Raw genomic sequence first — 13599 nt, 5'->3', positions numbered from 1 at the left:
TTAGCCTTATAGATCAGTCCGATGTTCCCCAAGTCCGACGCTTCACCCTGCTTATAACCTATCTCCCTATCTATTTTTAAAGCCTCTTGCTGATATTTCAGCGCCGCATCTAAGTCCCCCTTAGCATAATAGATATTCCCGATGTTCCCCAGAGCATTCGCTTCCCCCATTCTGTCTGCAAATTGCCGCGCCAGCTCCAGGGATTTATTGTAAGATGAGAGCGCGGAATCGAGTTTGCCGGGGGTGTCGTAACATATTCCGATGAGATTGTACAGGGCGACGAGCTGGCTTCCTTTGGCCTCTTTCATTGATATCTTAAACTCGACAATGGCCTCATCCCATTTGGATTGAGCCATCAAATCAAGCCCTTTCTTGAAAGGATTGAAGACCGGTGGCGGCGACTGGGTAAGGCCATCCAAATAAGGCTTTTGGCCAAGCGCATTCTCCAGTTTCTTCACGGATTCGGCGATTTCGGCAGTGCGCTGCTCCAATTGCGGAATTTGATCAATCTTTTCCTGATCTTGCTTTGACAACTCCGCCGGTCGTGGACACAACCACCCAAAAGAGCTTATTAATATGCTGATAACCGCCAAAATGATCCCGGCAGTCACTTTATATTTATGTAAGATCAGCCAGATTCTGATTTGATGATAATAGTATTCAAGCGAATTCATTTTGCTCTTACCCTAAGGTCAACAGTATCATCAAAATTGACCGAATAGTCAATTTAATTTTGATGCGATTCTCTGTTGCGTCAGGTCTCGCTTCCGCTGGCGCGAAATCTAGGACCTGACGCAACAGCGAATATTTCCCTGTTAGTCAATATTTTCTTGCCCCACCTCTGTCGCGTCAGGTCTCGCTTCCGCTGGCGCGGAATCTAGGACCTGACGCAACAGCAACATAGAATATCCTACGGAGGCGTCAGGTCTCGCTTCCGCTAAGGCGGAATCTAGGACCTGACGCAACAGCAAATAGAAAAGGGCAGGAACAACCATCCTGCCCTTGATTTAGCCGGCCGCCTCGGACTATTTCTTGATCATAAAACTATAATCCATGGCGGCCATCTGCTTGTAGAGATTATATCTCCTCACCGCATCCTCCTGAGCCATCCGAATCAATTTGTCGGAACGCTCCGGCATGCTGGCTTTAAGAGTCCGGAAACGAACCTCGCCATAGGCATAGTCGGCATAACTTATCGACGGCGGCTTGCTGTCCAGTTGAAGAGGGTTCTTCCCCTGCGCAATCAGCTCCGGGTTGAAACGATAGAGAATCCAGTGACCGGAATCAACCGCCTTCTTATGTTCATCCAGACCGTGCGACATGTCTATGCCATGTGCAATACAATGGCTGTAAGCGATGATGATGGAGGGTCCGTTATACCGCTCGGCCTCCACTATCGCCTTAACCGTCTGATTCTGGCTCGCTCCGATGGCAATCTGCGCGACATAAACACTCCCGTAAGCCATCATGATCATTCCCAAATCCTTCTTGGGAATCGGCTTGCCGGCGGCCGCAAACTTGGCGACCGCTCCCATCGGCGATGATTTGGACATCTGTCCGCCGGTGTTGGAATAAACCTCGGTATCGAGCACCAGGACATTGACATCTCTTCCCGAGGCCAGCACATGATCGAGTCCGCCGAACCCGATATCATACGCCCAGCCGTCACCGCCGAAAGCCCAGACCGATTTTCTCACCAGATAATCGGCAATGGTCAAAAGCTTCTTGGCTTCTTCGCCGCGCATTTTCTGCAGTTTCATTTTCAGCTTCACGATCCGCTCTCTCTGAAGTTCAATCCCGGCCTGAATCGACTGGTCGGCGTTCTTGATTGCCTCGTACTCCTCGGGGCAGAGCTTGGCGGTCAATTCCAAAGCATGCTCTTTCATCTTGTCGACCGCCAGACGCATCCCGAATCCGAATTCGGCATTGTCCTCAAAAAGGGAGTTGGACCAGGCCGGCCCGCGCCCGTCGGCACGCTTGGTATATGGTGTCGTGGGAAGATTTCCGCCATAAATCGATGAGCAGCCGGTGGCGTTTCCGATCAAAGCCCGATCACCGAACAACTGGCTGACCAGCTTGATATATGGCGTCTCGCCGCACCCGGCGCAGGCGCCCGAAAATTCGAATAACGGCCTGACCAGTTGACTTCCTTTGACCGTCTCGGGATTGAAAAGCGAAGGGTCGGTCTCCGGCAGCGAAAGGAAAAATTCCCAGTTCTTGGCTTCCTTCTCGCGCAGGGGAAGCTGCACCGCCATGTTGATCGCCTTGTGGTCGGTCTTGTTCCCCTTGTCGTCCTTGCCGTAAACCGGGCAGGCGTTGACACAGACCTCGCAGCCGGTGCAATCCTCTGGTGCCACCTGAAGCGTATATTTCAGCCCTTCATACTGTTTGGTTTTGGCATCGACCGCCTTGAAAGTCTCCGGCGCCTTCGCCAGCAGCTTGGAATCATAAATTTTCATTCTGATTGAGGCATGCGGGCAAACAATGGAACAGATACCGCACTGAATGCAGAGCTGTTCATCCCAGACCGGAATTTCGACCGCAATATTTCTCTTCTCATACTGTGTCGTGCCGGTCATGAATGTCCCGTCATCGGGCATCGCCGAAACCGGAAGCGTATCGCCTTTGCCCGAGATAATTGTCGCCGTTACGTACCGGACAAATTCGGGAGCGTTTTCGGGAACCAGCGGCGGCATCTTGATCTTGCTGGTGACCCGGTCGGGATACTGCACCTGGTGAATATTGCTGACCGCGGCATCGACCGAGGCATAATTCATCTGCACCACTTTGTCGCCTTTGTGGCCATAGGTCTTTTTCAGAGCATCCTTGATAGCCATGATCGCTTCATCCTTGGGCAGAATGCCGCTGATGGAAAAGAAAGCGGTCTGCATGATCATGTTGATTCGCGCCCCCAGGCCGAGCTCTTTGCCCAGTTTGATCGCATCAATCACATAGAACCTGGCTTTTTTGTCGATTATCTGTTTCTGCACTTCCATGGGCAGCTTGTCCCATACTTCCTCGGGGCCGTAGGGGCAGGTAAGCAGGAAAGTGCCTCCCTTAACGAGCGGCGAAAGCATATCATACCGTTCGAGGAAAGAGAAATTGTGGCAGGCCACGAACTTGGCCGAATCGATCAGATAGGGGCTGCGGATAATTTTCTTGCCGAAACGCAGGTGCGATACCGTGACCGCGCCGGCTTTCTTGGAGTCGTAAACAAAATAACCCTGAGCATAGTTGTTCGTGTTTTCACCGATAATCTTGATGGAATTTTTGTTGGCGCCGACCGTGCCGTCCGCGCCCAGGCCGTAAAACAGCCCGCGGAAAACATCATCCCCTTCGACACTGAAAGAATTGTCAACCTCAAGACTGGTATAGGTGACATCATCGACAATACCGACCGTAAAATGATTCTTCGGCTGGCCGATTTTGATATTATCCAGAACCGCCCTGGCCATGGCCGGAGTGAACTCCTTGGAGCTTAAACCATACCGCCCGCCGACAATCAGCGGATATTCACTGAACGGGGCCAGCCCGTTTTTCATCCCCTCGCCGACAACCGATTGTATGTCGACATAGAGCGGTTCGCCCACCGCACCCGGCTCTTTGGTGCGGTCAAGCACGGCGATCTTTTTGACCGTTTTGGGAATCGCTTTAAGCAGCGCTTCGATGGAGAAAGGACGATACAACCGGATTTTTATCAACCCCACTTTTTCGCCATGGGCGTTGAGATAATCAATCGTCTCATGCATCGTTTCCGCGCCCGAGGCCATCATAATTACAATCCGGTCGGCATCCGGGGCGCCGAAATAATCAAACAGCCGGTACTGACGCCCGACAACTTTCGCGAACCGGTCCATTACTTGCTGGATAATCTCGGGAGCCTTCAAATAATATTTATTGACCGTCTCTCGCGCCTGGAAAAAAACATCCGGGTTCTGTGAAGATCCCTTCAGCGTCGGATGGTCGGGGCTGAGGGAACGGGCGCGGTGCGCCGCAATTGCCTCTTCACTGATCATGGCGCGGATATCCTCAAAATCAAACTGCTCAACTTTCTGCTCCTCATGCGAGGTACGGAACCCATCGAAGAAATGAACAAACGGCACCCGGCTCTCCAACGACGCGGCGTGAGTGATTAGCGCCAGATCCATCACTTCCTGCACCGATCCTGAGGCAATAAGGCCGAAACCGGTCGAACGAGTCGCCATGACATCGGAGTGGTCGCCGAAAATAGAGAGGGCGTGAGTGGCCACCGAACGGGCCGATACATGAAACACCGTCGGCGTCATTTCGCCCGAAATCTTGAACATATTGGGAATCATCAACAGGAGTCCCTGCGAAGCGGTGAAGGTGGTGGTCAGCGCCCCGGCCGTGGCGGCTCCATGAACCGCGCCGGAGGCGCCCCCTTCCGACTGCATTTCGACCACATTGGGAATTGTCCCCCAGATGTTGGTCTCGCCGTCCGCCGATTTGGCGTCGGCGATTTCACCCATATTGGATGAAGGTGTGATAGGATATATGGCGATTACTTCACTCAAGGCATGAGCTACATAGGCGGCCGCGGTATTCCCGTCAATCGTGACCATTCTTCTCGTTTTGGTCATGGAATCACCGGCCCTCCTCGTCGCTTTTTCTTCTGGTTTGGTTGACATGAAAATCTATCTCCAGTTGATAATTGTTATGATTTCCTTGAATTTAATGCCCCTTAGATTGTCTTCGGCAGAGTAATATGCTTCTGCCCCTGGTATTTGCCTTTTCTGTCGGCATAAGAGACCATGCAGAGCTCATCCGCCCCCAGAAAAATTATCTGTGCGATTCCTTCATTGGCGTAAATCTTGGCCGGTAGGGGAGTGGTGTTGGATATTTCCAGAGTGGCGAATCCTTCCCACTCCGGCTCAAAGGGCGTGACATTAACGATAATGCCGCATCGGGCGTAGGTCGATTTGCCCAGACAGATGGTGATAACTTCCCTCGGGATTTTGAAATATTCCACCGACCGCGCCAGCGCAAAAGAGTTGGGTGGAATCAGCACCGATTTGGCTTTGACATCAACAAATGAATCGGTCGAAAAATCCTTGGGATCAATTATCGATGAATTGACATTGGTGAAAATCTTGAATTCGTCGGCCACCCGGATATCGTAGCCGTAAGAGGACAGTCCGTAGCTGATGCCGCTCTTTATTTGCTTGGCGGTAAAAGGACGAATCATTCCCTTCTTGAGTGACATTTCCTTTATCCACCGATCCGATTTTACAGGCACTTTCTCTCCTAAAACTTAGGAACAAAAACCTAATAATATACGCATTCGTTGCCTACAGGCCAACTCTTTTTTGGAGAGAAAACCTTAATGCATCAAGCCTTGGCGGCTTTCTTTTTCCATTTCAGAAGATCATCCACCGTGTATTTATTGAATACATCCAGCAGTTGTCTTTCAGCCTCTTCCAGCACTACCCTTATGGGACAGCACCGGTATTTCTCGCAACACTCCTTGTCATGCAGGCATTTGATCAGTTGATAAGGGCCCTGAATGGTTTCAACGACCTCCCGCATCGAAATCCCATCGGGTGTCTTGCCCAGAGTGAATCCGCCTTTCACTCCCCGATGCGATCTGACCAATCCCGACTTGGTGAGATTCTGGAATATTTTGGCGAGAAACTTTTCCGGGACTTCCTGAGCATCAGCAATCTCCGACAAGGGAACAACCCGGCTCCTGTCCTGTTCGGCCAGATACATGACACCCATAATCCCGTATTCTTCCGCTCTTGTGAACTGCATACCAAACACCTCAGATTGTGACAGCTCTGCCTGCTCAAATAAAAGCAAAACCGCCCAATTATGATGTTATCTGTCTCTATTTAAATTATAGACAAAAAGAACAATATTGTCAATAAAATATTGTTACTTTTTTCACAATTTAAGCACTTTTCATATCAGTTATTCCCTTGAATTTCATAAGGATTTGACCGCCGCCCCAAAATAAGTATATTATATTAGTGAAAAGAACACCGCATTAGTCGTATAATAATGGAACTATTCTGATGACTGTAACTTACAGCAGGCACAACTCGGAATGACCCGCTTGAAAAGTAAAACATCGCTCGTCGCTTACGCCTCCGATGCCTCAATTTATGCCGCAATGCCGGAGACTGTCAGGCTTATTCAATCCGCTGAAGATGTTGTCGAAGCTGTTAAACTGGCTGCGCAGAAGCAGATTTCTGTCACCGCCCGGGGTGGCGGGACAGGCCTGGCCGGGGGGGCGGTCGGCACCGGCGTGATTGCAGACTTCAGTAATTTCCGATCAATTCTGGATATTGACATTGCCAGTAAGACCGTTCTCACCCAGGTGGGAATAATCTATGACGAACTCAATCTGGCCTTGAAGAAATTTGGCCTTTTTTTCCCGCCCGATCCTTCCTCGGGCGATTCATGCCAGATCGGCGGTATGCTGGCAAATAATTCCTCCGGCCCCCGCTCCGTTAAATATGGTCTGACCTCGGATTTTGTCGAGGAATTAGAAATTGTCAAGCCATCGGGGAAACGCGCAACCCTGAAAAAACTGCCACTTGGCTCGATGGAACTTAAGACCTTCCTGCAGACCGATCCTGAATTCGAAATCATTCTCCAGATTCTACAGGAGAATAAGCGATTGATCGCGGAAAAATGGCCGGCCCTCAAAAAAAATTCCTCCGGTTACAACCTGCGTCAGGTCATAACCGACCTTGAGCGCGGAGTATTCAACCTTCCCGCACTTTTGGTCGGCTCGGAGGGAACCCTTGGACTCTTTTTATCGACCCGGCTTCGGTTGCTGCCGTTGCCCTCGGAAATTCTTACCTCCCGGCTTTACTTCGGCTCTCTGATTGAAGCCGGGCGTGCCGTGCCGGATATTCTTGCCATCGGGCCATCCGGTCTGGAAATAGTTGATGGCTCCACTCTTAATCTCATCGGGAGAGATAAATTCGGTATTCCCGGATCGGCGGCGGCCCTGTTACTGGTAGAGTTTGATGATGACATCAATGCCAGGAAAGCGAAATTTGACGCTCTGACTGCGCGCCTGAATCTGGTTGCTCCGGCCGAATTCGCCTCGGATTCCGAATCGACCGCCGCCTTGTGGAGGGCCAGAAAAGCTATTGTCCCAACCCTTTACCGGCATCATCCCAAGAAGCGCCCTCTGGCGTTGATCGAGGATATTTCGCTCCCGCCGGATCAGGTTCCGGCTTTTATCGAGTTTGCCACCTCTCTCTTTGATGCGCATCATCTCACTTATGGCATTTTTGGCCATATCGGCGATGGTAATCTGCATGTCCGGCCATTGTTTGACTTAAATGACAAAAATGATTTTGAACTGGCCGTCAGGATTTACAATGAGGTTTACGACAGGGTAATTTCTATGGGCGGTTCCACTACCGCCGAGCATGCCGATGGAAGATTGCGGGCGGCTCTGGTTAAGAAGGTCTACGGCGAGGAAATATATCGGATATTTCTCAAGTTAAAAGAAACCCTCGACCCGGATCATATTTTGGCGCCGGGCGTTGTCTTAAGCGATACTCCCTTCACCGCGCAGATCGATTATGAAAAGATCAAGTCGTACTGCGCCGCCTGCGGAAAGTGCAACGGGTACTGCCCCGCCTATGACATATTCCGCCGCGAGGATTTCTCCCCGCGCGGCTGGCTGAGAATCATCAACCAGTCAGGAGACAACCGCGGTATTATCAATCAGCACCTGGCGTACTGTCTCAACTGCAAAAACTGCACTATTGTCTGCCCGGCCGGCGTCGATATTGCCGCCGAAATCATAAAATACCGCAGCGAGAAACCAGCCCTTCTTTCGAAAGCGGCTGTTGCCTTTGCCGACCGTGAATCACTCCTTGGCCTTTCGCTTCGGCTGGCTAAAATTGCGGAGCCGCTCGTCCGGAGCGGTTTGGGCAGAGCCGCCGTCGGCCTGCTGGGAGGCCCGGCCTTTGGTCTCGACCGCACCGCCCGGTTTCCGGCCATTGCTGCCAAATCGCTTCGTAAACGATTTTCTGAAAGGATTGCCTCTGAAGGTACCGTGGCCCTGTTTCATGGCTGCGCCGACAATCTCCTGGAGTCATCGGTGGGCGAGGCGATTTTTAAGGTGTTTGACCGGTTGGGAATAGATATTTCCATGCCCGAACAGAAATGCTGTGGGTTGCCCTATGAAGTCTACGGCCATCGTGAGAATCTTCTGGAAAAGGCCCGTTACAATATTGACCGCCTCAAGCCCTTTGAAGCCGTCATCACCGGCTGCGCCTCCTGCCTCCTGCGTCTGAAAGAATATGAGAAGCTTTTCTCCGAAGACGATCCATACCGGCAAGAGGCCGAAAAACTAACCGGGAAATGCTTTGATATCAGCCAGTACCTGAATCGGCAGGAAATCGATTTTTCAATTTTCACCTCCGAAAAAATGACGACCGTAACTTATCATAACCCCTGTCATCTACGCGCCGCCGGGCTCCATAATGAACCGGAGAAGCTTTTGCGGAAATTAAATAATATCCCTATCATCCGTCCCCTTCATGCCGATCGCTGTTGCGCTCAGGCCGGGTCGTTCGGCTTTGTTCATTTCCGGGAATCAAAACTGATGTTTGCCCAAAAGAAAGAAGAGTATGGACAGATTGAGGCCGATTACCTGATGACTTCCTGTCCCGCCTGCCAGATGAAGATCAGGGCCGAAATGGGCGACCGTTTCACCGTTGTTCATCCGATAGAAATACTTGCCAACCGACTCGGGAAAGAGTAATTTTAAACGGAACATTTTGACGGGAAGATTATCATGAGCGAAAATACAAGACAGGAAAAAGGATTGCTGATTGTCTATACCGGGGACGGCAAAGGGAAAACCACGGCGGCGCTCGGGATGACTGTGCGTGCGATCGGCTACGACTGGCAGGTCTGTATTATCCAGTTCATCAAGGGAAGCTGGAAATATGGCGAGCTGGATGGAATAAAAAAACTGGCGCCCAATGTGGAACTGAATGTCATGGGTGAGGGATTTGTCGGCATAATCGATGATAAGAAGAGTTTCGAGGAACACCGCGCCGCCGCCCGCAAAGCATACGAAATGGCTCTGGAAAAAATATCCGCGCAGAAATATCAACTGATCATTCTCGATGAATTGAACGTGGCGGTTAATCTCGGCCTGATAAGCCGGGAGGAACTGGAAAACATCATTGCTGCCAAGCCGGAGAACCTCCATCTGGTCATCACCGGGCGAAGTGCTATCAAATGGCTGATCGATAAAGCTGATCTGGTGACCGAAATGAAGGAGATAAAACATCCCTATCAGAAAGGGATTCTGGCCCAGAAAGGGGTCGATTTTTGAGAATTGCCGTTGCGGGAGGGACCGGATTCATCGGGCACAATCTCGTTGGGGCTCTTGCGGAGAGTGGTCATACCGTTTTCGTCATCAGCCGTCGCAGGAGTATAAAACAAGGGGCGAAGGGGATGGTTGAATATGTCGCCGGTGATCTGCATGATGTTGAATCTCTGAAAAGCGCTCTCAACGGCATAGAGGTCGTTTATCATCTGGTCGGCATCATCGCCGAAACAAAAACGCTCACCTTCGAAAAGACCGTTATCGGGGGAACGAAGAATCTGATTGCAGCCTGCCGGCCCAATGGCGTCAAGAAAATAATATACCTCTCCGCATTGGGGACTTCCGCTTCGACCGATACCCGGTACTTTCAATCCAAATGGGCAGCCGAAGAGATAATCAGAAATTCCGGGATACCTTACACCATTTTTCGACCCTCGGTGGTTTTCGGACCGGCGGACAAATTTATCAATATGCTGGCCCGGATGGTGAAATTATCTCCGCTGGTTCCCATTGTGGGAAATGGCCGTGCTCTGCTTCAACCGCTCTATATCGGTGACCTCACTCTGATGCTGAAAGATACTCTCACCAACGAGAAAGCGGCCAACCGGATAATTGAGATTGGCGGGCCCGAGCAGCTCGAGTACCCTCAATTGATAGCCATCATAAAAAAAGTGTTGAACAAAAAAAGACTGAACCTTTATATACCGATGTGGTTTATGAAATTTGCGGCGACCCTGCTTGAGGCCGTCCTCAAGCCCGCCCCGCTGACCCGCGACCAGTTGAAAATGCTGAAAACGGGAAATATTTGCAGCAACATCGAAGCGCAAAAGATTTTTGACATAAAACTGACGCGACTTGAAGATGCTTTGAAAGAATATCTGAGGTGATAAAATGACCGAAAAAAAGTATGATATCGTTATCGTAGGCGGTGGTCCCGGGGGGCTTACGGCCGGATTATATGCGGCCCGGGCCAATCGAAAAACCGTGCTAATCGAAAAATACCTTCCCGGAGGGCAGATTGCCAATACAGAAGAAGTCGAGGATTACCCCGGTTTTCATTTGATAGCCGGCCCGGAATTGGCCATGAAGATGACCGAGCACGCCAAGCATTTCGGGCTCGAGATCGCCTCGGATGAAGTCACCGAGATATACAGCGATGGGAATGATCGGATAGTCGTGACGGCCTCGGGTGATATTTATCGCGCCAAAGCGGTCATTATCTCAACCGGTGGATCGCCCAATCATCTTAATGTCCCCGGCGAGAAAGATTTTGCCGGAAAGGGCGTTTCTTACTGTGCCATCTGCGATGGCGCCTTTTTTAAGAACCAGGTGATTGCTGTCGCCGGCGGGGGAGACGCCGCGGTGGAAGAAGGGTTGTTCCTCACTAAATTCGGGAGCAAAGTCTACATCATTCATCGCCGTAATGAGCTGCGGGCCCAGAAAATCATCCAGCAGCGGGCGCACAATAATCCCAAAATCGAATTTATCCTCGATACCGTCATCGATTCCATCAACGGCGACAACCGCGTCCGAAATCTGTCGCTGCGCAACGTCAAAATCGGCCGGCAGTCAACTCTGGAGGTCGGCGCCATATTTATATTTGTCGGATTTGTGCCCAATTCCAATCTGACCCGCGAGCCGCTCAATAAGGATAAGGGCGGGTATATTATTACCAATGAGCGTATGGAAACCTCTATCAAGGGCATATTCGCCTGCGGCGATGTGCGCAGCCAAATGGTCAGGCAGATCACCAATGCCGTGGGTGACGGCACGACTGCGGCGGTGGCGGCCGAAAAGTACATCGAAGAAATGGAGAGTTGAAACTTCCCAATTTCCCCTTTGCAGAGGGTTCAAACTGTCCTCATGCAAGATTTGAATCTGCCGCTGCCGGGGCAATTTCTGCGCATTCCTCTAACCGTCTTAACTGCCTGAAGTTGCGTCTATTATGAAGCCGTTTGCGCATCTATTCCGGGGCAAAGCCTCTTTGCTTGATTCATATCCTTGCAGGCAGCACTGAATATGTTGCCTTGAAAGTGGATAGGAATGTAGTGTTTATTGGTCCTTCTTTAACTGCTTATGTTCCATCCGGCACGATAGTTGCTTTTTTGCTAAGCAAGAAACGAACAATTTTCCTCCCTGAGTTGTTAGAGATTTAGGGAGTGGTGTGTGCTGGCCTACCAGCCACCTGACGTTAGAGTCGGGCATCCCCCCTCCACCACTCCCTATTTTTTTATCCCCTTCTAATCCCTAATCTGAATCAGCTTTTCTGCCGATAATGGTGATAATGTTGGCGGAAACAGTATTAGGGTGAGAAAATGCTTGGCTTTAAAACTCCCGGTTTATTTATACGAATTTCACATCTCATTATAATCCAGGTTCTCTTCATATTCGCCGCCCTGGCGCTGGTGCTGTTTGATTCCGGTAGCAGCGATACGCCGACCCAGCACTATTACCGGCAACGACAGCAAGCCGAAGTGGCATCCCAGACCCTCTTTGACCTGATCGAGGCTGATTCCACTGCCAGTCCCTTCAATAATTCGAAAATGAAAAGTGAAGCGGAGCGGCTTGTTCGGGAAAACAGCTGGGTTGATGCCGTCAATGTCATCTATCATAATCCCAGAACCGGGCGGGACAGCCTGTTCCATTTGTCCGATCGCACCGGGTTTGATTCTCATCCTTTGGAGTTCTCCACTGCTCCCGATTCCAGCCTCCGGAATGGATTCATTTATGCAGGCGCCGGGAGCCCGACTGTTCTTTCCGGCGATGGAAGTCATCTGGGCTTTATCATGCGGCCCACCAATGCCCGAAATGACTATGCCATATATCTGACCGCATCAAATGATATGGAGGGCGACGCCAAAGGGAATCAGGCGGAAGTGCTCTTTCTGCTCTTCCTGTTTTCGGCTCTTATTTCTCTTCTAATCATCAATCTGATGTTCCGGGGTGTCAAGCGGCCGCTGGCCAACCTCATTGAAGCGCTGGAACGAACCGCCGACGGTCATGAGCATTATGTGTCCGAAGACGAGGGTGATAAAGATATTCAGCGGCTGGCCCGGGCCTTCAATCAGATGTCCCAGAGCCTGTCCGAAAAGCAACGCAAACTGTCGATCGCCAATCACGAACTCGTGAAAGCCAACAAATCCCTTATCGAATCCGAGTCAATATTGACCGCGCTGGTCGATTATTCTCCCGATGCCATTATTGTGACCGATCTTGATGATCAGGTTATCATCTATAATCAGCAGGCGGCGCGCGGTTTCGGCTATAATCAAAGCGACCTGCTGGGGAGGAAAATTGGCAACCTGTTTGCCCTGCCCAACACCCACGACCGGCTCAATGCCACGGAAACCGAGAATCTTGAGACCCAGGAAATTATCTGCCGGCGGCGCGACGGCAGCCGGTTTCCCGCCCTGCTTGTTCATACCACCCTGGGGCCCGAAGGGTGTAAGCCGATCGCCATGCTCTATTTTATCAAAGATATTTCCGAGAGCGAAAACTACCAGAATATGATTCTCAGGCTCGACCGTATCGCCTCGCGCGGCAAAATGGCCCGCGATATCGCCCATGAAATAAATAATTATCTGGCCATTTTGCAGGGGAATCTGGAACTCCTGCCCATGTTCATGGCCAAAAACGACACGGCTAAGTGCGAACAGAAAATCAATGTGATGAAAGATACTGTTACGAAGATATCCAAATTCACCGACGGCCTCACCCAGTTCAGCGACGAAAACAGCGAATTCCGCAAAGAAGATCTCAACCAGCTGATTGAAAACCTGATCGCCTTTGTCAAACCGCAGAACAAATTCGATGACATTTTGATTGGCACCAATCTTTCCGAAAATCTGCCGCTGGTGGAAATCGATGCCAGCCAGATTCAGCTATTGCTGGTCAACCTCCTCTACAACGCCGCCGAAGCTATGACCACGTTCGAGGGAACCCGCTGGATAATAATTTCAACCGCTCCTGATGAATCCGGTCAAAATGTAATTCTGAAGGTCACCGACAGCGGCCCCGGAATCAATGAGGAAAATATCCCCAAAATGTTTGTCACCCGCTTCAGCACCAAGAGGGGATGCAACGGCCTCGGATTGATCACCTGCAAAAATGTGGCCGACATCCACAAGGGTGAAATCGCTTATCACACCGGCGATGAATCCCGGGCTATCTTCGTGATCAACCTGCCGGTGAAAAGAGAAATCGCCTCCGGGCAGGAAAGGCGCGCCGGGGAAACGCAAAAAGTGCCGTCGGACGCGTCAAAATAAATC

9 protein-coding genes are annotated in these 13599 nt (G+C 50.8%); 5 read left to right on the top strand and 4 right to left on the bottom strand.

Translation table 11 applies throughout. From position 1 onward, the window contains the following. From NT002_03980 to NT002_03965, 4 genes are all read right to left on the bottom strand, one after another. Nucleotides 1-674: tetratricopeptide repeat protein (locus tag NT002_03980; GenBank protein ID MCX6828422.1), on the bottom strand; the 674-nt coding region annotated here is incomplete at its 3' end. A gap of 351 nt (nt 675-1025) precedes the next feature. Then, on the bottom strand, nt 1026-4601 hold the full coding sequence (nifJ, locus tag NT002_03975; GenBank protein ID MCX6828421.1) for a pyruvate:ferredoxin (flavodoxin) oxidoreductase: 3576 nt from the start codon (nt 4599-4601) through the stop codon (nt 1026-1028). A 101-nt stretch (nt 4602-4702) separates the two neighbouring features. Then, on the bottom strand, nt 4703-5257 hold the full coding sequence (gene dcd / locus NT002_03970) for a dCTP deaminase (GenBank protein ID MCX6828420.1): 555 nt from the start codon (nt 5255-5257) through the stop codon (nt 4703-4705). Between the two features lie 92 nt (nt 5258-5349). After that, the gene (locus NT002_03965; protein ID MCX6828419.1) at nt 5350-5772 is read right to left on the bottom strand and encodes an Rrf2 family transcriptional regulator; all 423 of its coding nucleotides are present in this window, start codon (nt 5770-5772) and stop codon (nt 5350-5352) included. Nucleotides 5773-6067: 295 nt separating this feature from the next. On the opposite strand from NT002_03965, the gene NT002_03960 reads away from it, so the two are divergent. The 5 genes from NT002_03960 (at nt 6068) to NT002_03940 (ending at nt 13596) form a co-directional block, all read left to right on the top strand. Next, complete coding sequence (locus tag NT002_03960) at nt 6068-8755, top strand: FAD-binding protein (GenBank protein MCX6828418.1); 2688 nt, start codon at nt 6068-6070, stop codon at nt 8753-8755. Nucleotides 8756-8788: 33 nt separating this feature from the next. After that, the gene (gene cobO, locus NT002_03955; GenBank protein ID MCX6828417.1) at nt 8789-9337 is read left to right on the top strand and encodes a cob(I)yrinic acid a,c-diamide adenosyltransferase; all 549 of its coding nucleotides are present in this window, start codon (nt 8789-8791) and stop codon (nt 9335-9337) included. Then, entirely contained in the window at nt 9334-10218 is an 885-nt protein-coding gene (locus NT002_03950; protein MCX6828416.1) for a complex I NDUFA9 subunit family protein, read from the top strand. Before cobO ends, NT002_03950 begins: the two co-directional genes overlap by 4 nt. A 4-nt stretch (nt 10219-10222) precedes the next feature. Next, the gene (trxB, locus tag NT002_03945; protein ID MCX6828415.1) at nt 10223-11152 is read left to right on the top strand and encodes a thioredoxin-disulfide reductase; all 930 of its coding nucleotides are present in this window, start codon (nt 10223-10225) and stop codon (nt 11150-11152) included. A gap of 494 nt (nt 11153-11646) precedes the next feature. Then, a complete protein-coding gene (locus tag NT002_03940; protein ID MCX6828414.1) occupies nt 11647-13596 on the top strand; it encodes a PAS domain S-box protein in 1950 nt (649 codons plus the stop codon). Nucleotides 13597-13599 lie beyond the last annotated feature (3 nt).

The organism is Candidatus Zixiibacteriota bacterium (assembly GCA_026397505.1).
Classification (GTDB): domain Bacteria; phylum Zixibacteria; class MSB-5A5; order GN15; family PGXB01; genus JAPLUR01.
The sequence above is the reverse complement of the archived record's forward strand: the minus strand, read 5'-3'. Positions and strand labels throughout refer to the sequence as shown.

Coding starts and splice junctions, on each gene's coding strand:
- NT002_03960 (MCX6828418.1), top strand. CDS start 6,068: ATGACCCGCTTGAAAAGTAAAACATCGCTCGTCGCTTACGCCTCCGAT.
- cobO (MCX6828417.1), top strand. CDS start 8,789: ATGAGCGAAAATACAAGACAGGAAAAAGGATTGCTGATTGTCTATACC.
- NT002_03940 (MCX6828414.1), top strand. CDS start 11,647: ATGCTTGGCTTTAAAACTCCCGGTTTATTTATACGAATTTCACATCTC.
- trxB (MCX6828415.1), top strand. CDS start 10,223: ATGACCGAAAAAAAGTATGATATCGTTATCGTAGGCGGTGGTCCCGGG.
- nifJ (MCX6828421.1), bottom strand. CDS start 4,601: ATGACCAAAACGAGAAGAATGGTCACGATTGACGGGAATACCGCGGCC.
- NT002_03965 (MCX6828419.1), bottom strand. CDS start 5,772: ATGCAGTTCACAAGAGCGGAAGAATACGGGATTATGGGTGTCATGTAT.